This window comes from Dechloromonas sp. H13 (assembly GCF_009469615.1).
Taxonomy (GTDB): Bacteria; Pseudomonadota; Gammaproteobacteria; order Burkholderiales; family Rhodocyclaceae; genus Azonexus.
Genome location: NZ_SSXX01000001.1, coordinates 201,569 through 223,371, shown reverse-complemented (window position 1 = coordinate 223,371; position 21,803 = coordinate 201,569). Strand labels below are relative to the sequence as shown.

Below are 21,803 nucleotides of genomic sequence, written 5' to 3'. Positions count from 1 at the left end.
TCCGTTTTCCCTTTCCAGGCTTTATGGCCCGTACCCTCCTCGCGATCTATCCACAAAGCGCCCGCCGTTATGACGAGATGTTGACGGATGAGGGCGCGGTGCGAGCGCACTGGCGCCAGTTCTTCATCCACCTCGATTCGGTGGCGCCCGAGGAAATGCACCAGCGGCTCGATTTCGTCGACCGGCGCATCCAGGAAAACGGCGTCACCTACAACGTCTATGCCGATCCCAACGGGTCGGACCGGCCGTGGGCGCTGGACCCGCTGCCGCTGATCATCTCGGCCGAGGAGTGGGCGCGGATTTCGGCGGCGGTCGCCCAGCGCGCCACGCTGTTCAACGCCATCCTGGCCGACCTCTACGGTGAGCAGAAGCTGCTCGCCGAGGGTCTGTTGCCGCCGGCGCTGGTCTATGGCCAGCATGGCTACCTGTGGCCCTGCCAGGGCATCAAGCCGCCGGGCGGCATCTGGCTGCATCAGTACGCGGTCGACCTGGCGCGCTCCCCGGACGGTCGCTGGTGGGTCATCGCCGACCGCACGCAGGCGCCGTCCGGCGCCGGCTACGCGCTGGAGAACCGGCTGATCGTCTCGCGCGTCTTCCCGGAAATGTTCCGCGACCTGCATGTGCAGCATCTCGCCGATTTCTTCCGCGACGAGCTGGACGGCCTGTCGGCGCTGGCGCCGGTCGACGGCGACGAGCAGCCGCACATCGTCCTGCTGACGCCGGGGCCGTACAACGAAACCTATTTCGAACACGCCTACCTGGCCCGCTACCTCGGCTTTCCGCTGGTCGAGGGGCAGGACCTGACGGTGCGCGGCGACACCCTTTACCTCAAGACCCTGCGCGGTCTCCAGCGCGTACACGTGGTGCTGCGCCGCCAGGACGACGACTATTGCGACCCGCTCGAGCTGCGCGGCGATTCGGCACTCGGCATTCCCGGCCTGCTCAACGTGGCACGCGCCGGCCGCGTGGTCATCGCCAACGCGCTGGGCAGCGGGTTGCTCGCCTCCGGCGCCCTGATGGGCTTCCTGCCCGCCATCTGCCGCAAGCTGCTCGGCGAGGAACTGGCGATGCCGTCGGTCGGTACCTGGTGGTGCGGCGAGAAGCCGGCGCTCGAATACGTGCGCGAGAACTTCGACGATCTCGTCATCAAGCCGGCCTACCCGACGCAGCGTATGGATCCGGTGTTCGGCAACGAACTGAAGGGCGACGCGCGGGAAGAAATGTTGCGGCGCATCGAGGCGCGGCCGCACGCCTACGTGGCGCAGGAAATGATCAACCTCTCGCAGGGGCCGACCTGGAGCCGTTCGCACGAGCGCCGCCTGCTGGCGCGGCCGGTCGGCCTGCGCGCCTACGCGGTGATTTCGCCGGAGGGCTATTCGGTGATGCCGGGCGGCCTGGCGCGCGTGGCTACCGGCGCCAATGCGCGCATCATCTCGATGCAGCGCGGCGGCTCGTCGAAGGATGCCTGGGTGCTGACCGACGGCCCGGTCAGCGAATTCACCATGCTCAAACCCTCGGTCGGCGTCCGCGACCTGGTGCGCGCCGGCGCCAACCTGACGTCGCGCGTCGTCGAGAACCTGTTCTGGCTCGGCCGTTATTCGGAGCGCTTCGACGACAGTGCGCGCATGCTGCGCGTCGCCCTGAGCCGCGTCGTCGAGGCCGGCGGGGCCAAGACGCCCGCCGTCGAGTCGGCGATGGAACTGGCGCTGCATCTCGGCATCCTGCCCAAGCCCGAGGAAGATTCGCCGGTGACCGAAGGCAGCGAGCACGTCCTTCTCGAAGCGATCTACGACCCCGAGCAGCCGGGCAGCCTGGCCGGCGCCATCCGCAGCCTGATGTGGTCGGCGACGCACGTGCGCGAGCGCCTGTCGCTCGATCACTGGCATTCGCTGAACCGCCTGCAGCGCGAACTGCAGGCGGCGCTGAAGACGCACCCGACGCTGACCGAGGCGATCGCCTTCCTCGACCGCGTGCTCGGCGTCTCGTCGTCGCTGACCGGCTTCGCGATGGACAACATGACGCGCGACGATGGCTGGCGCTTCCTGGTCATCGGCCGCCGCCTCGAACGCCTCTCCTTCCTCGCCAACGCCATCGCCAACTTCCTGCGCATGCCGTCGACGCGCGGGCCGGGCAGCCTCGAATGGCTGCTCGAACTGACCGATTCGATTATCACCTACCGTTCGCGTTACTCGCGCCTGCCCGAACTGCTGCCGGTGCTCGACCTGCTCGTCTTCGACGACAGCAACCCGCACGGCGTGATCTTCCAGGCCGGCGTGCTGGCCCGTTACCTCGATCGCATGGCGCGCGAACTCGACGAGTACAGCGAGAGCAGCCTGCCGGACGTCCTCGCCCGCCTGCGCGCCTTCGACCTCGAACCCTTCGAACACCTGCAGTTCAGCCAGTGCCGCGTCTGCTCGCCGTGCGACGAGCTGGCGAACCTCCTGCGCGAGCTCGACATCGCGGCGATGCAGCTGGCCGACTGGCTGGGAATGCGCTACTTCACCCACGTCGGCGACGTCAGCCGGCAAACCATGGCGCTGTGAACATGGACAACCGGCCGGTCCGCTACCAGGTGCTGCACGAAACGCTGTACGACTACGGCAGCCCGGTGTCGCTGTCGCAGCAGCAGCTGCACCTGTCGCCGCGCATCCTCGCCTGGCAGCAGATCGAGGAACAGCACATCGACATCGCGCCGCCGCCCAGCTGGCGCCGCGACGGCCAGGATTCGTTCGGCAACCCGGTGACCTGGATCGCCTTCCATACGCCGCACGACACGCTGCGCATCAGTTCGGCGATGACCGTCGCCGTCACCCCGCACCTGCCGACCTGCCTGGAAACCTCGCTGCCATGGGAGGTCGTGCGCGACCGCCTGGCCTACGACGCCTCGGCGCCGCGCCCCGAGGACCTCGATGCGGCGCGCTACCTGTTCGAGAGTGCGCACGTCCGCATCAAGCACGAACTGGCGCTCTACGCCGCCGACTGCTTCCCGCCCGGCACGCCGGTGCTGGTCGGCGCGCAGGCGCTGATGGCGAAGATTTTCCGGGAATTCAAATTCGACCCCGAGGCGACGACCGTCTCGACGCCGGTCATGGAAGTGCTGGAAAAGAAGCGCGGTGTCTGCCAGGACTTCGCCCACCTGATGATCGCCTGCCTGCGCGCCCTCGGCCTCGCCGCGCGCTACGTCAGCGGCTACCTGCTGACCCGGCCGCCGCCGGGCAAGCCGCGCCTGATCGGCGCCGACGCCTCGCATGCCTGGGTCTCGGTCTATGCGCCGGGCTTCGCCAACGACTGGGTGGATTTCGATCCGACCAACAACCTGCTGCCCAATACCGAGCACATCACCGTCGCAATCGGCCGCGATTTCGGCGACATCTCGCCGCTGCGCGGGATCATTCTCGGCGGCGGCGGTGCCGAGCCGGAGGTCGCGGTCACCGTGACGCCGCTCGACGAGGAAATGCCGCTGGTGGCGACGGTGCCCGGGCTGGTGGCGACGGCCCCGGAAAGCCTCGCATCCGCCAGCGACGAACCGGAAGCCATCGCGCCCGAACTCGCGCCCGAACTCGCGCCGGAAATTGCGCCGGAAATTGCGCCGGAAATTGCGCCGGAAATTGCGCCGCCGCAAGACGGCGAGCCGCCAGCCGTGCCGCCCGAGCTGTCCGGCGTGGCGCCGCAGGCGGGTTCCCTCGCCGCCTGATGGCCTTCGTCGCCATCGTCGGCGGCGGGCCGGCCGGCCTGATCGCGGCCGAACGGCTGGCTGCGGTCGACGGCCTGGAAGTGGCCGTTTTCGACGCCATGCCGTCGCTAGGCCGCAAGTTCCTGATGGCCGGCAAGGGCGGCATGAACATCACCCATAGCGAGCCAGCGGCCGAATTCGTCACCCGCTACGGCGCCCGCCAGTGTGAAATCGCGCCCCTGCTCGAACGCTTCGGCCCGCAGCAGTTGCGCGACTGGTGCCAGGGCCTCGGCATCGCCACCTTCGTCGGCACCTCGGGCCGCGTCTTTCCTTCCGAAATGAAGGCGGCGCCGCTGCTGCGCGCCTGGCTGCACCGCCTGCGCCAGCAGGGAGTGCATTTCCATGTCCGCCACCGCTGGTTCGGCTGGGCGGCTGACGGCGCGTTGCGTTTCGCCACGCCGGCCGGCGAGAAGCGGTTGCGGGCCGACGCGGTGGTCTTGGCGCTGGGCGGCGGCAGCTGGGCGAAACTCGGTTCGGACGGCGCCTGGGTGCCGCTGCTCGCCGCCCGCGGCATTCCTGTGGCGCCGCTGCGGCCGGCCAACTGCGGTTTCGACGTGGCGTGGAGCGCGCATTTCAGCGAGCGCTTCGCCGGGCAGCCGGTCAAGCCGGTGGTCGCATCGGTGGCCGGGCGCCGCCAGCAGGGCGAATTCAACATCACCGCCGGCGGCATCGAGGGCGGCCTGGTCTATGCGCTGTCGGCGCCCCTGCGCGACCTGCTGGAGACGACGGGCCGCGCCATGCTCCATCTCGATCTCGCGCCGGGCAAGGCGCTGGCGCGCCTGAGCGCCGATCTGGCGCGGCCGCGCGGGCGTGACTCGCTGGCCAACCACCTGCGGCGGCGGGCCGGCATCGAGGGCGTCAAGGCAGGGTTGCTGCGCGAATTGCTGCCTGCCGAGACGTTGACCGCACCCGACGCCCTGGCCGCGGCAATCAAGCACCTGCCCCTGCCGGTGATGGCCGCACGGCCCCTCGACGAGGCGATCAGCACGGCCGGCGGCGTCAGTTTCGCGGCGCTCGACGCCCACCTGATGCTGCGCGACCTGCCGGGCGTCTTCTGCGCCGGCGAAATGCTCGACTGGGAAGCGCCGACCGGCGGCTACCTGCTGACTGCCTGTTTTTCCAGCGGCCATGCCGCCGGCGACGGCGCCCGCGCCTGGCTGGCCGGTCGCGCCTGCTGACCCGCCGGACTCAGTCCGGGCGCACCGTGCCCATGATGCGGTGATAGATGGCGAAGCGCCTTTTGTCGATTTTTCCGGCGTCGACCGCAGCCAGCAGCGCGCAGTCCGGCTCGCGGTCGTGGCGGCAGTCGCGGAAGCGGCATTGCCCGAGGTAGGGGCGGAATTCGCGGAAGGCGTATTCGATTTCCTGGCGATCGAGATGGCCGAGGCCGAATTCCTGCAGGCCGGGCGAGTCGATCAGCTGGCTGTCGGCGTCGAGGTGGTAGAGCGTGGCGTGCGTCGTCGTGTGCTTGCCGGAATCGAGCGCCGACGAAATCTCGCGCGTCTTGGCCCGCGCTTCCGGCACCAGCGCATTGACCAGCGTCGACTTGCCCATGCCGGACTGGCCGACCAGCACGCTGGTATGGCCGTGCAGGTGGGGGCGCAGGTCTTCGGCGTGGTCGCGGGCGGAAAGTTCGACGATGCGGTAGCCGAGGCCGGAAAAGGCCGCCAGCTGCGCGCGGGCGGCCGCCACGCGGTCGGCGAGGTCGCACTTGTTGAGGACAATCAGCGATTCGATTTCCTCGCTCTCGGCGGCGAGCAGGGCACGCGTCACCAGTTCGTCGGAAAACCCCGGTTCGGTGGCGACGACGATGACGACCTGGTCGACGTTGGCGGCGATCAGCTTCTGGCGGATCTCGTTCGAGCGGTACAACAGGCTGGTGCGCGGCTGGATCGCCTCGATGACGCCCTGGTCGTCAGAGGTGCGCTGGAGGTCGACGCGGTCGCCGCAGGCTACCTCGCTTTTCTTGCCGCGCGGGAAGCAGGGCAGCAGGGTGCCGTCGGCGAGTTCGACCACGTACTGCCGGCCGTGGGCGGCGACGACGCGGCCCTGCATCAGCCTGCGGCCGCCTGCAGCCGGGCGATGCGCACGGCGGCCGGCGGGTGGGAATCGTAGAACAGCGAGTGCAGCGGGTCGGGGGTCAGGGTCGCGGCGTTGTCTTCATAGAGCTTGACGAGGGCGCGCACGAGGTCGTCGGCGGCGGCATTCTTGGTGGCGTAGGTATCGGCCTCGAACTCGTTGCGCCGCGACAGGTAGCTGCCCAGCGGCTTGAGCGGGAAGGTGAAGACCGGGACGACGAGGAAGAAGAGGATCAGCGCCAGCGCCGTGCCCTGCGCCGGCACGCCGAGGCCGGCGTAGAACCACGGCGCGTCGATCAGCTGGCCGAGCAGCCAGAGGAAGCCGAGGGCACCGGCGAACATCAGCGCGATGCGCTGGACGACGTGGTGATGGCGGAAGTGCCCGAGCTCGTGGGCCAGCACGGCCTCGATCTCGCCGGGGGCGAGGCGCGTGAGCAGGGTGTCGAAGAAGACGATGCGCTTGTTGTTGCCGAAGCCGGTGAAGTAGGCATTGCCATGGCTCGAACGCTTCGAGCCGTCCATCACGAAGAGGCCGCTGGAGCGGAAGCCGCAGCGCGCGAGCAGGGCCTCGATGCGGGCCTTCATCTCGCCCTCGGCGAGCGGCGAGAACTTGTTGAACAGGGGCGCGATCCAGGTCGGGTAGACGAACAGGGCGAGCAGGTTGAAGGCGCACCAGAACAGCCAGACGTAGAACCACCAGAACTCGCCCATGGCGCCCATCAGCCAGAGCACGGCGAGGATGACCGGGGCGCCGATGGCGACGCCGAGCAGCGTGTGCTTGACGAGGTCGGCGCAGAACAGGCCGAAGGTCATGCGGTTGAAGCCGTAGCGGGCCTCGACGACGAACTGGCGGTAGAGCGCGAAGGGCAGGTCGATGACGGCGGAAATGGCCATCACGCTGAAGATCAGCGCCAGCCCGTAGGGCAGACCGGCGAGGCGGGCGCTCCAGAAATCGTGCAGCCAGGCGAGCCCGCCGCCCAGGGTCAGGGCCAGTAGCAGGGCGGCGTCGACCAGCGTCGCGACGATGGTCAGCCGGTTGCGGTCGACGGTGTAATCGGCGGCTTTTTGATGGGCGGCGAGCGGAATGCGCTCGGCAAAGTCGGCCGGCACGGCGCCGCGGTGGGCGGCGACGTGGCGGATCTGGCGCAGCGTCAGCCACAGGCGGCCGGCGAGCGTCAGCGCCAGGGTGGCGAGAAAGACGAGGGTGAAGTCGGTAGTCACGAAATGCGTTGCGAAGCTATGAGAAAATGATGCTTTTCAAGGGGTTTGGACCATTATATGACAGGCAACGCAAACAACCTCGTCTGGCTGGACATGGAAATGACCGGTCTCGATCCGGATGGCGACCGGATCATCGAAATGGCGATGGTGGTGACCAATTCGGAGCTGGAACTGGTCGCCGAATCGCCGGCCTGGGTCGTCCATCAGAGCGATGCGACGCTGGCGGCGATGGACGAGTGGAACCAGAAAACGCACGGCCGCTCGGGCCTGATCGACAAGGTGAAGGCATCGGCGCTGGACGAGGCGGCGGTCGAACGGGCGGCCCTGGAATTTCTCGGGAAGTATTCGGCGAAGGGCCATTCGCCGATGTGCGGCAATTCGATCGGCCAGGATCGCCGCTTCATGGCGCGCTACATGCCGACGCTGGAAACCTTCTTCCATTACCGTAACCTCGACGTCAGCACCCTGAAGGAGTTGTGCCGGCGCTGGCAGCCGGAAATCTACAAGGGTTTCAAGAAGAAAGGGCGGCACACGGCGCTGGCCGACATCTACGAATCGATCGACGAACTCAAGTACTACCGCGAGCACTTCCTCAAGGGCTGAGGGCGGTTGCGGTCAACGCCGGTAGAGGCGGAATTTCTCCTTGCGCCCGCCCGGGCTGTTGCCTTCCCAGACGCGGGTCCACTTGCCGCCGGGGGCGGCCAGTTCGGAACGGCTGTCGCCGGTGACCAGCAGCCAGTCGCATTGCCGGCCGGCGCTCGAGTCGGCGGCAGCCGGCTCGATCCCGACGAAGTAGGCGAGCGAGGCGCGCTGGGTGTCGTTGAGGCCGCGTTCGGCCAGACAGCCGTGGTTTTCCGGTAGCGCCGCGGCGATCGCCTGGGCCAGCGGCCGGTAGCTCTTGCCGTAATCGAACCAGGGCAGGATCAGCGTCGTCGCCAGCAGCCACAGGGTGGTGAAGCCGAGCGTCCAGTGCGTCAGGCTGCGGTAGGGGGTGCGCGGCGTGGTGGCGATCAGCCAGATCCACCATGCGGTCGTCAGCAGGCCGATGATGAAGGCGACGATCTCGAAATGACCAACGAAGCCGGGACGCAGGACGACCGCCCGGGTCGCCAGCCGCTCCGGCCAGCCGAGCGCCATCGCCGACCACGCGACCCAGGTCAGGGCGACGAAGAAGCTGAAGGTCGTCATCGCGAACCAGTCGAAGGCGCTGGCGGCGCCGCGGCGCAAGGTCAGCGCCCCGGGCGTGGCGAGCAGGGCCAGCGGCGGCAGCATCAACAGGGCCGGTATCTCGCGTGGGCGATAGGCGAGCGCCAGCATGAGCAGGGTGAGCAGCAGGAAGACCAGCGGCAGCAGTTGTGGCATCGCGCGCAATGCCTGGCGCCGCGTCCATAAGGTCCAGCCGGCCAGCGGCAGGGCCGGGAAGGCGAACCACGGCAGCAGGGAGAGGAAGCGGCCGGCGCCGGTGAACGAGAACGGCGTGCGCAGCGGCACCAGTTCGGTATTCAGCCAGCCGTGGAAGCGCGCCGGCTCGTAGGCGAGCAGCAGCAGCGGCCAGGGCAGGATCGCCAGCGCGGCGACGCCGCCGCCGATCGCCAGGCCGAGCAGCGCCTGCCGGCGGTCAGCGGCCAGCCACCAGGCGAGCGGGACGATGGCCAGCAGCGGCAGGGTCGGGGCGATGCCGGTGCCGAGCAGGCAGGCGGCGACGGCGAGACCGTAGAAGCTGCCGGCCAGGTAGGGACGGCGGGCGAGCGCGGCGAGGGCGCCGAGCCCGCCGCCGTAGGCGGCGAGGGCGATCAGCATCGGCTGCGCGTCGTGGGCATGGAACAGCAGGCCGGCGCAGCCGGCGAGCAGCAGCGGGCTGGCGGCGGCGCTTTCCTGTCCGTAGAGTTCGCGGCCGGCGTAATAGAGACCCATCAGCGCCAGCGTCACCCAGACGCCGCTGGCCAGGCGCATCGCCTCGTGCAGCGGCAGCAGCCAGCCGAAGACCTTGCCGGTCAGCGCGGCAGTCCAGTAATAGAGAGGCGGTTCGTGGAACGGCCGGCCGGCGATGTCGGGCGACAGCCAGTCGCCGTAGTGCAGCATGTGCCAGGCGGCACCGATGTGGATGGCGTCTTCGCCCTTCCACGGGTCGCGGCCGAAAAGGCCGGCCAGCACGTAGAAGGCCAGCATGCCGGCGAGTGCCCAGCCGGCCGGGGGCAGGCGGATGCCGCGACGGAGCAGGGCGCTGAACTCAGACATGGGGCGAGGATAGCCTATAAACGAAAAAGGCAGCCCGCCGGCTGCCCTTTCTGTCGTGCGTCAAACGGATCAGGCAGCAGCCTTGCCGCGCATGGCGCCGAACTTCTGGTTGAACTTCTCGACGCGACCGGCGGTATCGACGATCTTCTGCTTGCCGGTGTAGAACGGGTGGCAGAGGGAGCAGACTTCAACGTGGAAGGCCTGCTTGCTCATGGTCGAACGGGTCGTGAAGGTATTGCCGCAGGAGCAGGTCACTGCGATTTCTTTGTAGTTCGGGTGGATTTCGGCTTTCATCTTTTGTCCTTTAAACGAGCGACCGGCGGATGTGGCCGATCTGGGAAGCGTGGAATTATCGTTGATTCACTGCGGGGATGCAATGGGGTGAAGGGGGTTTGTGGTTGATTTGGCGTTGGTTTTTTGGGAGGAGGGCTTCTGGGATGCTTGATTTTCGCGCCTGACGGGTGGGTCGCTTTTTCTGATGCGCTGTATTCCGCCGTTGACCGGCGTCTTACTTTCTTCTTGCGTCGCCAAGAAGAAAGTAAGCAAAGAAGAAGGCGACCCTGGGTCGGCGCCCGGCGTTGCCGGGTACCCTGCGCTACTCGGGTTGTTGGGCGGCTGGCTGAACTCGCCTGCGGCTCGGACAACGCCAGCCGTAGGCCCCCAACAACCCTGTGTTGCTTGGCGCCTCCCAAGGGGGCCGGAAAACCACCGGTACACAATTGGTGTGCCGCATTTTTGGCCCTTTGGGATGGTCGACCGCAGCAAACCGTTTTTTCGCCTTGCTGGCTGTGCCGCGATGCCTTTCCGGGTCCCCATGTGGCGCGCCGAGCAACGCAGACGGGCCGGGGCAGTCGGCGAGGACTGTCTGAGGGGCGCAGCCCCGAGTTCCGCAGCCGCCCGGCCCGTCGAGTAGCGCAGGGGAGTTGGCGTAGCCGACCGCGTAACCTGGGGTCGCCTTTTCTTTGGCTACTTTCTTTTGGCGAAGCAAAAGAAAGTACGCCCGCCGGCAGGCGGAAAGCAGCGCATCAAAAAAAAGCACGCCCGTCAGGCGCGGAACCCGACGCATCAAAAACCCGCCAGAATCAGGCAGCGCGGAAAACCAAAAAAAAGGGCCGGTTTCCCGACCCTTCCCTCTTCCGGCAGGAAGCCGGGCAATCACCCCCGACGCATGGCGTCGAAAAATTCCGCATTGCCCTTGGTCGACTTGACCTTGTCGAGCAGGAATTCCATCGCTGCAAGGTCGTCCATCGGGTAGCAGAGCTTGCGCAGCACCCACATCTTCTGCAGCACGTCAGGCTTGAGCAGCAGTTCCTCGCGCCGGGTGCCGGAGCGGTTGACGTTGATCGCCGGGTACATCCGCTTTTCGGCCATGCGGCGGTCGAGGTGGATTTCCGAGTTGCCGGTGCCCTTGAATTCTTCGTAGATGACTTCGTCCATGCGCGAGCCGGTGTCGATCAGCGCGGTGGCGAGGATGGTCAGCGAGCCGCCTTCCTCGATGTTGCGCGCGGCGCCGAAGAAGCGCTTCGGCTTCTGCAGGGCGTTGGCGTCGACGCCGCCGGTCAGCACCTTGCCGGAGGCCGGCTGGACGGTGTTGTAGGCGCGGGCGAGGCGGGTGATCGAGTCGAGCAGGATGACGACGTCCTTCTTGTGCTCGACCAGGCGCTTGGCCTTCTCGATGACCATCTCGGCGACTGCGACGTGGCGCGTGGCCGGTTCGTCGAAGGTCGAGGCGACGACCTCGCCCTTGACGGTGCGGGTCATCTCGGTGACTTCTTCCGGGCGCTCGTCGATGAGCAGGACGATGAGCACGACTTCCGGATGATTGGCGGTGATGGCATGCGCGATGTTCTGCAGCATCACCGTCTTGCCGGACTTCGGCGGGGCGACGAGCAGGCCGCGCTGGCCGGCGCCGATCGGGGCGATCATGTCGATGACGCGGCTGGTGATGTTTTCCTCGGACTTGATATCACGTTCGAGCTTGAGGTGACGCGTCGGGTGCAGCGGCGTCAGGTTCTCGAACATGATCTTGTTCTTGTTCGCCTCGGGCGGGAAGCCGTTGATCGACTCCAGCTTGGTCAGCGCGACGTAGCGCTCGCCGTCCTTAGGGGTGCGGATTTCGCCCTCGATGGTGTCGCCGGTGCGCAGGTTGAATCGGCGGACCTGCGATGGCGAGACGTAGATGTCGTCGGGGTTGGCGAGGTAGGAGGTGTCCGAGGAACGGAGGAAGCCGAAGCCGTCCGAGAGGACTTCGAGCGTGCCGTCGCCGTAGATGGTGTCGCCGTTCTTGGCCTTGGCCTTGAGGATGGCGTAGATCAGTTCCTGCTTGCGCATCCGGTTGGCGTTTTCGATGGCCAGTTCGGTGGCCATGTCGAGCAGTTTGCTGACGTGCAGGGTCTTGAGTTCGGAGAGTTGCATGTGTGCGAATGTGTGGCACCGGCACGGGCCGGACGAATGCCGGAGGCCGAGGAGGTGCGGAGTGCTTCTGGGGTGGGGGAGATCGACGCCGGCGGTTGCCGTTTATCGCGTCTGCCTGAAGGCGCAGAACGCACCTTCAGGCCGGGAGGGTACGGAGATTACAGGTTGCTGTCAATAAAGGCGGCAAGTTGCGACTTGGACAGCGCGCCGACCTTGGTCGCCTCGACGTTGCCGTTCTTGAAGATCATCAGGGTCGGGATGCCGCGGATGCCGAACTTGGCCGGGGTCGCCTGGTTGTCGTCGATATTGACCTTGGCCACCTTCAGCTTCCCGGTGTAGTCCTTGGCGATTTCGTCGAGGATCGGAGCGATCATCTTGCAGGGACCGCACCATTCGGCCCAGTAATCCACCAGAACCGGCTGCTGCGACTGCAGCACTTCGGCTTCGAAGGTGTCATCGGTGACGTAATGGATGTGCTCGCTCATGAATTGCCTCGTGGAATGGGAAAATGCCCGAAAAGAATTATGCGCCGGAAATGGCTTTCGCGGGATGCCGGGAAATGCTAGCGAAAAAGCGCAGGCAAGGGAAGGGTCAGCGCTGGGGTTTGAGCAAATTGGCCAGCTCGACAGCGGTTTTCACCTTCATTTTGTCGAACAGGTTGGCGCGATGCACCTCGACGGTGCGCATGCTGATGTTCAGTTCGTCGGCGAAGACCTTGTTGAACTTGCCCAGCAGGACCAGTTCCATGATCTGCCGTTCGCGGGTGGTCAGGGTCGCCAGCCGCGTGTTGACCGAGTCGACGGTGGCGCTGGCGGCGCGCTGGCTGGCATCGAGCGCCATCGCCTCCTGGACGCGGGTGACCAGGTCGTTGTCGTTGAAGGGCTTTTCAAAGAAATCGAAGGCGCCCTTTTTCAGCGTCGCCACGGCGAGCGGCACGTCGCCATGGCCGGTCAGAAAAATGACCGGCAGCGTCGAGTGGCGTTCGCGCAGCGCGTCGAAGCAGTCGAGCCCGCTCATGCCGGCCATGCGCATGTCGAGAATGAGGCAGCCGGCCAGTTTCGGCGTCCACGCGGCGAGGAAGGTTTCGGCGCTGTTGTAGGTCTGGCACGCCAGACCGCGCGACTTCAGCAGCCAGGCCAGCGCATCGCGAATGGCTTCGTCGTCGTCGACCAGGTGGGCTTGCGGAAGGCTCATGCGGATTCCAGCGGCAGGGTGAAGTGGAATATCGTACCGCTACCGGTCGGCGACTGCACGTTGTCTTCCGCCCACAGGCGGCCGCGGTGGAATTCGATGATCGAACGGCAGATCGACAGCCCGACGCCCATGCCTTCCGGCTTGGTCGTGAAGAAGGCGGTGAACAGCTTGTCGCGGATTTCCGGGGCGATGCCGCCGCCGTTGTCGGCGATGCCGACGATCACTTCGCCGGCCCCCGGTGTTGCGGAAACGCGCAGCACGCGCCGGTTCTCGGGGGTTCCGCTCATCGCTTCCATGCCATTGCGGATCAGATTGAGCAGCACCTGCTCGAGCATCAGGCGGTCGGCCAGCACCGGCGGCAGGGCAGGCAGCGACGTTTCGAGATGCACGTGGCGCTTGCGCGCCTCCGCCTCGACGAAGCCGATGCAATCCTCGATGATCTCGCCCAGGTTGCAGGGCGCGCGCTTGGGCTCGCTCTTCCTGACGAAATCATGCACGCGGCGGATGATGCGCCCGGCGCGTTGGGCCTGGACGCCGAGCTTTTCGAGGGCCTGGCGGATGTCGCCGGGATCGAAGTTCTCGTTCGCCAGCAGGTTGAGGCAGCCCGCGTTGTAGCTGGCGATCGCCGCCAGCGGCTGGTTCAACTCGTGCGCGAGGGTCGACGCCATTTCGCCCATGGTCACCAGGCGCGAGGTGAATTGCAGCTGTTCCTGCTGCTGGCGGGCCAGTTCCTCGGCGCGCCGCCGTTCCGTGACGTCGAGCACCGAAGCCATCCAGCCGGTGTGCCGGCCGTTGCCGTCGATCAGCGGCGCTTCGTAGATCAGGGCCTGGAAATGCTCGCCGTCCTTGCGCCGGAACGTGATCTCGAAGCCGTCCGGCGGCGCCTCGCCAGCCAGCACGGCGCGGTGCAGCGCCATCGTCTCGTCCAGTTGCTCGGGCACCCAGTAGGGCATCGGCGGGCTGCGGTCGACCAGTTCCGCGCTGCTGAAACCGGTCATTCGGCAGAACGCCGGGTTGACGTAGATGATCTTGCCGGTCAGGTCGCGGGCGCGCATGCCGACCGTCAGCGAATCCTCCATCGCGGAGCGCAGCGCGTGTTCGGCGCGCAGCGCCTCCTCCGCCTTGGCGCGCTTGCGCATCAGGTCGCGGACGATCCACATGCTCCAGAAAACGCCGGCCGCCAGTACCAGGATGGCGCCAGCCAGCAGGCGCTGCAGCGGGTTGCCGGGCGTCTGGTAGGAGGTGACGCGGAAATTCAGGCCGTAGCCGGGCGGCTCGAAGGGCAGCTCGTAGGAAAGGCTGGGAATGCCCTCGATGTTCGATTTGGCGGCGAACTGCACGTCGTTGTCGTCGACCACCACCACCCGGTATTTCTCGGCGAACCACCAGGGAACGAGGTTGCCGAGCAGCCCGTCGATCGAATAGGTGACGACCAGCATGCCGGCCAGCTGGCGTTCGGCGAAGACCGGCACGGCGAGCGCGAAATGGGCGGCGTTGCCGCTCAGGAAGAAGGGTTCGCTATAGACCCGCTTGTTCAGGCGGCCGGCCAGCTCGAAGGCCTTCTGCGTCGCCGGCGGCCCGAAGGCCTCCAACTCGCTGTCGACCGGCGAGGCGGCCGGCAGGGCGTCGAGCACGCGGCGTCGCGGGTCGTACCAGACGATCTGCACGATATCGGGATTGTTCTTCAGCATGTGGCCGGCGCGCACGCGGAACAGCTGCTTCCTGTCCTGCTGACTCCCGAGGTCCTGGGCCAGTTGCTGGAACTGCTCTTCATTGTTGGCGAGATGGAAGCGCAGGTTCTGCTCCAGCCACAGCACGTCCTTGATCAGGCTGGTGCGTTCTTCCTCGATCTCGTTCTGGTGCAGCAGCCAGAGCAGCGCGACGACGGCGGCCAGCAACAGCACCACGCCGAGCTTGGGCAGGGCGAGGAACCAGCGCAGGCGGCGGGTGCTGACGGGCGGAGGAAGCGATCGCATGGGTGGATGTTAAACCAGCGCCCGGCTGCCGGCCCGTCCATTGTGGAAAACCACAATACGGATGTCCACAATGGCGCGCGACGCCCCGGATCACGATACTGCGGCCAGAATTTTCCAAGAACTGGCATTTACGGAGGGATTTTCGTGGCCAAGAGAGCGCTGTTCAAGAGTCTGTACTTCCAGGTCATCGTCGCCATCGTCATCGGCGTGATACTTGGCCATTTCTACCCGGAAACCGGGGCGGCGATGAAGCCGCTGGGTGACGGCTTCATCAAGCTGATCAAGATGATCATCGCCCCGATCATCTTCTGCACCATCGTCGTCGGCATCGCCGGCATGGAGGACATGAAGAAGGTCGGCAAGACCGGCGGCCTGGCGGTTCTCTACTTCGAGATCGTCAGCACCATCGCCCTGATCATCGGCCTGATCGTCGTCAATGTCTGGCAGCCGGGCGCCGGCATGAATGTCGATCCGGCGACGCTCGATACCAAGTCCATTGCCAAATACGCGGCGCCGGGGCAGATGCAGTCGACCGTCGACTTCCTGCTGAACATCATCCCGACCAGCGTTGTCGACGCCTTCGCCAAGGGCGACATGCTGCAGGTGCTGTTCTTCTCGGTCCTCTTCGGCTATGCGATGAACGCCTTCGGCGAGCGCGGCAAGCCGGTATTCGAACTGATCGAAAAGCTGTCGCACGTGCTGTTCGGCATCGTCGGCGTCATCATGAAAGTCGCTCCGATCGGCGCTTTCGGCGCCATGGCCTACACCATCGGCAAGCACGGCGTCGGCAGCCTCGCCCAACTGGCCAACCTGATGGCCGCCTTCTACGTGACCTGCATCATCTTCATCTTCGGGGTACTGGGAACGATTGCCAGGCTGCACGGTTTCTCGATCGTCAAGCTGATCAAGTACATCAAGGAAGAGCTGTTCCTGGTGCTCGGCACTTCCTCTTCCGAGTCGGCGCTGCCGCGCCTGATGGCCAAAATGGAGAATGCCGGTGCCCAGAAATCGGTCGTCGGCCTGGTCGTGCCGACCGGTTATTCCTTCAATCTGGACGGCACCGCAATCTACCTGACCATGGCCGCCGTCTTCATCGCCCAGGCGACCAATACGCCGATGGATCTATCGCAGCAGATCACGCTGCTGGTCATCCTCCTGCTTACCTCCAAGGGCGCCGCCGGCGTCACCGGCAGCGGCTTCATCGTCCTCGCCGCAACGCTGTCGGCGGTCGGCTCCGTGCCGGTGGCCGGCCTCGCGCTGATTCTCGGCATCGACCGCTTCATGTCCGAGGCACGCGCGCTGACCAACTTCATCGGCAACAGCGTCGCCACGCTGGTCGTCGCCAAGTGGTGCAAGGCGCTTGATTCCGAGCGCCTGACCGCGGTGCTGAACGACGAGACGGACGACGAGGCCGATCGTCCGGAACTGGTCCTCGACGATGCCGCCGAGCCGCCGATTCCGCACAGCCCCCGTCCGGTTGTCGAGCATCACTGATTGAACGGAACCGCCACACACCGGCGGTTTCGCTGCCCTGAACTGTGGATGACCACAATACGCAACGCGTACCGCTTTCGTAATAATTTTGTTCACTAGCAGTTCGCAGTTCCACGACCACACTCTCTGGAGGAGAAAAATGAAAATCTCGAAACTTCTGGTCGGCCTGTTCGCCGGCGCCCTGTCGTTCGCGGTGTATGCCCAGCAGCCGATCGTCATCAAGTTCAGCCACGTCGTCGCCAAGGAAACGCCGAAGGGCCTGGCCGCCGAGTATTTCGCCAAGAAGGCGGAAGAGCTGACCAAGGGCAAGGTCAAGGTCGAGGTCTATGCCAACTCGACGCTGTACAAGGACAAGGAGGAGATGGAGGCGCTGCAGCTCGGCGCCGTCCAGATGCTCGCCCCGTCGCTGGCCAAGTTCGGCCCGCTCGGCGTCAAGGAATTCGAGGTCTTCGACCTGCCGTACATCTTCGACGACTACAACGACCTGCACAAGGTCACCCAGGGCCCGGTCGGCGAACAGCTGCTGGCCAAGCTGCAGCCCAAGGGTATCCGCGGCCTCGCCTTCTGGGACAACGGCTTCAAGTCCTTCTCGCTGAATTCGCCGATCAAGGCGCCGGCCGATCTCAAGGGCAAGAAGATGCGCATCCAGTCGTCCAAGGTGCTCGAGGAGCAGATGCGCACCCTCGGCGCGCTGCCGCAGGTGATGGCCTTCTCCGAGGTCTACCAGGCACTGCAGACGGGTGTGGTCGACGGCACCGAGAACCCGATTTCCAACTTCTACACCCAGAAGATGCATGAAGTGCAGAAGCACCTGACGCTGACCGACCACGGGTATCTGGGCTATGCCGTCATCGTCAACAAGAAGTTCTGGGACGGCCTGCCGGCCGACGTGCGCGGCCAGCTGGAAACGGCGATGAAGGAATCCACCGTCTATGCCAACAAGATCGCCAAGGAGCAGAACGACAAGGACCTCGATGCCGTGAAGAAGAGCGGCAAGACCGCCGTCGCAGTGCCGACCAAGGAAGAGCGCATGGCCTTCAAGAAGGCGCTGGTCCCGGTGCATCAGAAGATGGAGTCGCGCATCGGCAAGGAGATCATCCAGAGCGTCTACAAGGAAACCGGCTTCGATCCGAACTCCCTGTAATCGTCCAGACATAAAAATGCCCGGGGGCGATGTCCCCCGGGACCACACCGGGGGAAACCCATGATCAACAAAGCGCTCAATCACCTCGAAGAGCTGCTGGTGACCTTCCTGATGGGAGCGGCCACCCTCATCATCTTCGTTTCGGTCGCGCACCGCTACCTCGCCGGGGTCAACATTCCCGGCATGCAGGACTGGCTGCTGACGCTCAATTTCGGCTGGGCCCAGGAACTCTGCATCATCATGTTCGTGTGGATGGCCAAGTTCGGCGCCGCCTACGGCGTGCGCACCGGCATCCACGTCGGCGTCGACGTGCTGATCAACCGTCTCGACGACAACATGCGCGGCAAGTTCATCGTCTTCGGCCTGCTCGCCGGCGCCCTGTTCACCGGCGTCGTGGCGACGCTCGGCGCCCAGTTCGTCTGGGAGAACGGCGCCCACTACGCCATCTTCAACGCGCTGGGCATCGCCGGCGAGGATCTCTTCGAAGGGCCGATCACGCCTGACCTCGAATGGCCGACCTGGATCGTCTATAGCGCCATCCCGTTCGGCTCGTCGCTGATGTGCTTCCGCTTCCTGCAGGTGTGCGTGTCCTTCATCCGCACCGGCGAGCTGCCGCATCACGATCATGGCCATGTGGAGGGCCTGGAGGAGGAAACGATGCCGGTCGATGTCGATGTCTATGCGATGGACGACAACCTGCACATGAAGGACATGGCCCATCCGCTGCTCGGCGAGCGCCGCAGCGGCGAGGAACGCCGCCAGGCTGCCGGCCGGCCGGCGGGCGATGAACGCCGTCAGGGCGAACGCCGCGCTGCCGACAAGGAAGGAGACCAGCAATGAACGCCCTGGTGATTTTCGGCCTGCTGGCCGTCCTCATGCTGACCGGCATGCCGATCTCGATTTCGCTCGGCCTGACGGTGCTGACCTTCCTGTTCACGATGACGCAGGTGCCGCTCGAATCGGTGGCGCTCAAGCTGTTCACCGGCATCGAGAAGTTCGAGATCATGGCGATCCCGTTCTTCATCCTCGCCGGCAACTTCCTGACCCACGGCGGGGTGGCGAAACGGATGATCAACTTCGCGACCAGCATGGTCGGCCACTGGTACGGCGGCCTCGGCCTCGCCGGCGTGCTGGCCTGCGCGCTTTTCGCGGCGGTCTCCGGCTCCAGCCCGGCGACGGTGGTGGCGATCGGCTCGATCCTGCTGCCGGCTATGGTCAAGGCGGGCTTCCCGAACAAGTTCGGGGCCGGCGTCATTTCGACCTCGGGCGCGCTCGGCATCCTGATTCCACCGTCCATCGTCATGGTCATGTACTCGGTGGCGACCAACACCTCGGTCGGCGCCCTGTTCATGGCCGGCGTCATCCCCGGTCTGGCGCTGGCGGCGACGCTCGGCGGCGTCACCTGGTACCGCGCCCGCAAGTTCAACTACCCCCGCCAGCCCAAGGCGTCGTGGGGCGAGCGCTGGCAAAGCTTCCGCAAGTCGGTCTGGGGCCTGCTGCTGATCGTGGTGGTGATGGGCGGCATCTACACCGGCATCTTCACGCCGACCGAGGCGGCCGCGATGTCCGCGGTCTACGCCTTCTTCGTCGCCGTCTTCATCTACAAGGACATGGGTCTCAAGGACGTGCCGAAGGTGCTGCTCAACTCGGCCAACATGTCGGCGATGCTGCTCTACATCATCACCAACGCCGTGCTGTTCTCGTTCATCATGACCAACGAGAACATCCCGCAGGCGCTGGCCGACTGGATGCTGGGCCACGGTCTGGGCGTCATCACCTTCCTGCTGGCGGTGAACGTCATCCTGCTGCTCGCCGGCAACTTCATGGAACCGTCGTCGATCGTGCTGATCTTCGCGCCCATCCTGTTCCCGGTGGCGATGCAGCTCGGCATCCATCCGGTGCACTTCGGCATCCTGATGGTGGTGAACATGGAAGTCGGCATGTGCCACCCGCCGGTCGGCCTCAACCTCTACGTGGCGTCGGGCATCACCAAGATGGGCATCACCGAGCTGACCGTCGCGGTCTGGCCGTGGCTGCTGTCGATGCTGGTCTTCCTTGGCGTCGTCACCTACTGGCCGGGGCTGTCGCTCTGGCTGCCGCAACAGCTCGGCATGCTGTAAGCGACACGCCGCAGCGCTCATGGGCCGCGCACCGGGCAACCGGGCGCGGCCTTTTTGCGTCGGTTGCGGTCGACAGCCAAAAAAGGCCAATTTCGCCATGCCTTGAGCACGGTCAATGAACTGTCAGGAAGGAGGCGCAGAATTTCCCGCTTGAACGGGGGCAATCCAGAACCCCGAAAAGCAAGAAAGTTCAGGGAAATCATGCACTCGCGCCAAGCCTTGCCGGCCCTCACGGTGGCCGCGATCGGCGTCGTCTTCGGCGACATCGGCACCAGCCCGCTCTACGCGCTCAAGGAAATCTTCAACGGGCATCATCCGATCCCGGTCACCCCGGACAACATCCTCGGCGTCCTGTCGCTGGTCTTCTGGGCGATCATGGTGCTCGTCACCCTCAAATACGTGCTCATCATCATGCGTGCCGACAACCGCGGCGAGGGCGGCTCGCTGGCGCTGCTCTCGCTGGTCACCGAGAAGGCCCGGAGCCCGCGCCTGGCCTGGGTCATCTCGCTGCTCGGCATCTTCGCCGCCGCGCTGTTCTACGGCGACAGCATGATCACGCCGGCCATCTCGGTGCTTTCGGCGGTCGAGGGCCTGCAGATCGTTGCCCCCGAGCTCGGCTCCTACGTCATTCCGGCCACCCTGGTGATCCTCACCGGCCTGTTCTTCATTCAGCGCCGCGGCACCGGCGCGGTGGGCATGTTCTTCGGGCCGGTCATGGTCGGCTGGTTCGCCGTCCTCGCCGTCCTCGGCGTCGCCGAGATCATCCACAACCCGGCCGTGCTGGCGGCGCTCAACCCGCTCTACGCGGTCGCCTTCGTCACCGGCCACCCGGCGCTCGCCTTCCTCGCGCTCGGCTCGGTGGTGCTGGCGGTCACCGGCGGCGAGGCGCTGTACACCGACATGGGCCACTTCGGGCGTTTTCCGATCCGCCTCGCCTGGTTCGCCTTCGTCATGCCGGCGCTGGTCCTCAACTACTTCGGGCAGGGCGCGCTGCTGCTCGCCGAGCCGGCGGCCATCGAAAGCCCCTTCTACCACCTGGCGCCCGACTGGGCGCTGGTCCCGATGGTGATTTTGTCCACGCTGGCCACCGTCATCGCCTCGCAGGCGGTCATCTCGGGCGCCTTCTCGGTCGCCCGCCAGTCGGTGCAGATGGGCCTGCTGCCGCGCATGCAGATCATCCACACCTCGGGCCACGAGGAAGGCCAGATCTACGTGCCGTTCACCAACTGGACGCTCTACCTCGCCGTCGTCGGCCTTGTCGTCGGCTTCAAGAATTCCTCCAACCTGGCCGCCGCCTACGGTATCGCGGTGACCACCACGATGCTCATCGACACCATCCTGGTCGCCTTCGTCATGGTCCTGATCTGGCGCTGGAACAAGCTGCTCGCCTTCGCCGCCGTCGGCACGCTGCTGGCGGTCGACATCGCCTTCTTCGCTGCCAACATCATCAAGATTCCCGAAGGCGGCTGGTTCCCGCTCGCCATGGGCCTCGTCTCGTTCACCACGCTGACCACCTGGCGCCGCGGCCGCCAGCTCGTGCTCGAGGAAATGGCCAAGCAGAGCATTCCGATCGGCGACTTCATCCGCTCGCTCGGCGACGTGCATCGCATCCCCGGCACGGCGGTGTTCATGACCGGCTCGAAGGAGGGCGTGCCGCCGGCGCTGCTGCACAACCTCAAGCACAACCAGGTCCTGCACGACCGCGTCATCCTGCTCACCGTGCAGACGGCCAGCGCACCCCACGTCAACGATCTCGACCGCATCTACCTGCACCGCCTCGACGAGGGCTTCATGCGCATCATCGTCCGCTACGGCTTCATGGAAGACCCCGACATTCCCGGCGCGCTGGCGCTGTGCTGCGGTTTCGGCGAACGCTTCGACATGATGGAGACGACCTTCTACGTCTCGCGGGAAACCATCATCCCGACCCTGTCACGCAAGCGCCTCGCCTTCTGGCGCGCCCGTTTCTTCGCCATCATGTCGAAGAACGCCACCAGCGCCACCGACTTCTTCAAGATCCCGACCAACCGCGTGGTCGAGCTCGGGACACAGCTGGTCATCTGAACCGCGGCTGCTGCGGTCGACCCCGAAAAACCGGCAAAAACCGCGTCGACCGCAACCGGCGACATGCCGGCGTCCGCTGCCCGCGGCCACCGGGGCGGCGTCGGTGGCCGCGGGCTGGCGGGAATC

The 21,803-nt window shown here is 65.9% G+C and carries 18 protein-coding genes; 9 read left to right on the top strand and 9 right to left on the bottom strand.

The features are described from left to right. The first annotated feature begins 23 nt into the window (after positions 1-23). From GH660_RS01060 to GH660_RS01050, 3 genes are read left to right on the top strand one after another with little or no spacing between them, the layout of a single operon-like run. Entirely contained in the window at positions 24-2,543 is a 2,520-nt protein-coding gene (locus GH660_RS01060) for a circularly permuted type 2 ATP-grasp protein (RefSeq protein WP_153144723.1), read from the top strand. 2 nt (positions 2,544-2,545) lie between these two features. Next, entirely contained in the window at positions 2,546-3,694 is a 1,149-nt protein-coding gene (locus GH660_RS01055; protein WP_368666102.1) for a transglutaminase domain-containing protein, read from the top strand. After that, positions 3,694-4,911 (top strand): TIGR03862 family flavoprotein, encoded by a 1,218-nt coding sequence (locus GH660_RS01050; RefSeq protein ID WP_153144722.1) that lies wholly within the window; start codon positions 3,694-3,696, stop codon positions 4,909-4,911. Before GH660_RS01055 ends, GH660_RS01050 begins: the two co-directional genes overlap by 1 nt. 10 nt (positions 4,912-4,921) lie before the next feature. Here the strand turns inward: GH660_RS01050 and rsgA are convergent, their stop codons facing one another. Together rsgA and GH660_RS01040 are read right to left on the bottom strand one after the other, a co-directional pair. Further along, a complete protein-coding gene (gene rsgA, locus GH660_RS01045; RefSeq protein WP_153144721.1) occupies positions 4,922-5,788 on the bottom strand; it encodes a ribosome small subunit-dependent GTPase A in 867 nt (288 codons plus the stop codon). Beyond that, positions 5,788-7,032, bottom strand: a complete 1,245-nt coding sequence (locus GH660_RS01040) for a M48 family metallopeptidase (protein ID WP_153144720.1) — start codon at positions 7,030-7,032, stop codon at positions 5,788-5,790. Before GH660_RS01040 ends, rsgA begins: the two co-directional genes overlap by 1 nt. Before the next feature lie 57 nt (positions 7,033-7,089). Here GH660_RS01040 and orn point away from each other — a divergent pair, with 57 nt between their 5' ends. Next, entirely contained in the window at positions 7,090-7,635 is a 546-nt protein-coding gene (gene orn / locus GH660_RS01035; RefSeq protein WP_153144719.1) for an oligoribonuclease, read from the top strand. A gap of 12 nt (positions 7,636-7,647) precedes the next feature. On the opposite strand, the gene GH660_RS01030 is transcribed toward orn, so the two are convergent. From GH660_RS01030 to GH660_RS01005, 6 genes are all read right to left on the bottom strand, one after another. Then, positions 7,648-9,270 (bottom strand): glycosyltransferase family 39 protein, encoded by a 1,623-nt coding sequence (locus GH660_RS01030; RefSeq protein WP_153144718.1) that lies wholly within the window; start codon positions 9,268-9,270, stop codon positions 7,648-7,650. 69 nt (positions 9,271-9,339) lie between these two features. Further along, a complete protein-coding gene (gene rpmE / locus GH660_RS01025; protein WP_153144717.1) occupies positions 9,340-9,564 on the bottom strand; it encodes a 50S ribosomal protein L31 in 225 nt (74 codons plus the stop codon). A gap of 861 nt (positions 9,565-10,425) precedes the next feature. Next, positions 10,426-11,685 carry a transcription termination factor Rho gene (gene rho, locus GH660_RS01020; RefSeq protein WP_153144716.1) on the bottom strand — a complete coding sequence of 420 codons (1,260 nt, stop codon included), beginning with the start codon at positions 11,683-11,685 and terminating at the stop codon, positions 10,426-10,428. Between the two features lie 158 nt (positions 11,686-11,843). After that, positions 11,844-12,170 carry a thioredoxin TrxA gene (trxA, locus tag GH660_RS01015; protein WP_153144715.1) on the bottom strand — a complete coding sequence of 109 codons (327 nt, stop codon included), beginning with the start codon at positions 12,168-12,170 and terminating at the stop codon, positions 11,844-11,846. Between the two features lie 106 nt (positions 12,171-12,276). Further along, positions 12,277-12,879 (bottom strand): response regulator transcription factor, encoded by a 603-nt coding sequence (locus GH660_RS01010; RefSeq protein ID WP_153144714.1) that lies wholly within the window; start codon positions 12,877-12,879, stop codon positions 12,277-12,279. Further along, positions 12,876-14,855, bottom strand: a complete 1,980-nt coding sequence (locus tag GH660_RS01005) for a sensor histidine kinase (RefSeq protein ID WP_153144713.1) — start codon at positions 14,853-14,855, stop codon at positions 12,876-12,878. Before GH660_RS01005 ends, GH660_RS01010 begins: the two co-directional genes overlap by 4 nt. Positions 14,856-14,999: 144 nt before the next feature. On the opposite strand from GH660_RS01005, the gene GH660_RS01000 reads away from it, so the two are divergent. The 4 genes from GH660_RS01000 to GH660_RS00985 all read left to right on the top strand — a co-directional run bounded on the left by GH660_RS01000 (position 15,000) and on the right by GH660_RS00985 (position 19,613). Further along, positions 15,000-16,349 carry a dicarboxylate/amino acid:cation symporter gene (locus GH660_RS01000; protein WP_194266188.1) on the top strand — a complete coding sequence of 450 codons (1,350 nt, stop codon included), beginning with the start codon at positions 15,000-15,002 and terminating at the stop codon, positions 16,347-16,349. 139 nt (positions 16,350-16,488) lie between these two features. After that, entirely contained in the window at positions 16,489-17,493 is a 1,005-nt protein-coding gene (locus GH660_RS00995) for a TRAP transporter substrate-binding protein (RefSeq protein WP_153144711.1), read from the top strand. Between the two features lie 63 nt (positions 17,494-17,556). Beyond that, positions 17,557-18,333, top strand: a complete 777-nt coding sequence (locus GH660_RS00990) for a TRAP transporter small permease (protein WP_228276358.1) — start codon at positions 17,557-17,559, stop codon at positions 18,331-18,333. Continuing rightward, complete coding sequence (locus GH660_RS00985) at positions 18,330-19,613, top strand: TRAP transporter large permease (protein ID WP_153144709.1); 1,284 nt, start codon at positions 18,330-18,332, stop codon at positions 19,611-19,613. Before GH660_RS00990 ends, GH660_RS00985 begins: the two co-directional genes overlap by 4 nt. A 17-nt stretch (positions 19,614-19,630) precedes the next feature. On the opposite strand, the gene GH660_RS00980 is transcribed toward GH660_RS00985, so the two are convergent. Continuing rightward, positions 19,631-19,816 (bottom strand): hypothetical protein, encoded by a 186-nt coding sequence (locus tag GH660_RS00980; protein ID WP_153144708.1) that lies wholly within the window; start codon positions 19,814-19,816, stop codon positions 19,631-19,633. On the opposite strand from GH660_RS00980, the gene GH660_RS00975 reads away from it, so the two are divergent. Further along, on the top strand, positions 19,815-21,677 hold the full coding sequence (locus GH660_RS00975) for a potassium transporter Kup (RefSeq protein ID WP_153144707.1): 1,863 nt from the start codon (positions 19,815-19,817) through the stop codon (positions 21,675-21,677). The two genes, GH660_RS00980 and GH660_RS00975, sit on opposite strands and share 2 nt — an antisense overlap. The last annotated feature ends 126 nt before the right edge of the window (positions 21,678-21,803 follow it).

Bases quoted from the DNA above. Each gene is read 5' to 3' on its own strand.
- GH660_RS01060 (WP_153144723.1), top strand. From the start codon at position 24: ATGGCCCGTACCCTCCTCGCGATCTATCCACAAAGCGCCCGCCGTTAT.
- GH660_RS01055 (WP_368666102.1), top strand. From the start codon at position 2,546: ATGGACAACCGGCCGGTCCGCTACCAGGTGCTGCACGAAACGCTGTAC.
- GH660_RS01050 (WP_153144722.1), top strand. From the start codon at position 3,694: ATGGCCTTCGTCGCCATCGTCGGCGGCGGGCCGGCCGGCCTGATCGCG.
- rsgA (WP_153144721.1), bottom strand. From the start codon at position 5,788: ATGCAGGGCCGCGTCGTCGCCGCCCACGGCCGGCAGTACGTGGTCGAA.
- orn (WP_153144719.1), top strand. From the start codon at position 7,090: ATGACAGGCAACGCAAACAACCTCGTCTGGCTGGACATGGAAATGACC.
- GH660_RS01030 (WP_153144718.1), bottom strand. From the start codon at position 9,270: ATGTCTGAGTTCAGCGCCCTGCTCCGTCGCGGCATCCGCCTGCCCCCG.
- rpmE (WP_153144717.1), bottom strand. From the start codon at position 9,564: ATGAAAGCCGAAATCCACCCGAACTACAAAGAAATCGCAGTGACCTGC.
- rho (WP_153144716.1), bottom strand. From the start codon at position 11,685: ATGCAACTCTCCGAACTCAAGACCCTGCACGTCAGCAAACTGCTCGAC.
- trxA (WP_153144715.1), bottom strand. From the start codon at position 12,170: ATGAGCGAGCACATCCATTACGTCACCGATGACACCTTCGAAGCCGAA.
- GH660_RS01010 (WP_153144714.1), bottom strand. From the start codon at position 12,879: ATGAGCCTTCCGCAAGCCCACCTGGTCGACGACGACGAAGCCATTCGC.
- GH660_RS01005 (WP_153144713.1), bottom strand. From the start codon at position 14,855: ATGCGATCGCTTCCTCCGCCCGTCAGCACCCGCCGCCTGCGCTGGTTC.
- GH660_RS00995 (WP_153144711.1), top strand. From the start codon at position 16,489: ATGAAAATCTCGAAACTTCTGGTCGGCCTGTTCGCCGGCGCCCTGTCG.
- GH660_RS00985 (WP_153144709.1), top strand. From the start codon at position 18,330: ATGAACGCCCTGGTGATTTTCGGCCTGCTGGCCGTCCTCATGCTGACC.
- GH660_RS00975 (WP_153144707.1), top strand. From the start codon at position 19,815: ATGCACTCGCGCCAAGCCTTGCCGGCCCTCACGGTGGCCGCGATCGGC.
- GH660_RS00980 (WP_153144708.1), bottom strand. From the start codon at position 19,816: ATGATTTCCCTGAACTTTCTTGCTTTTCGGGGTTCTGGATTGCCCCCG.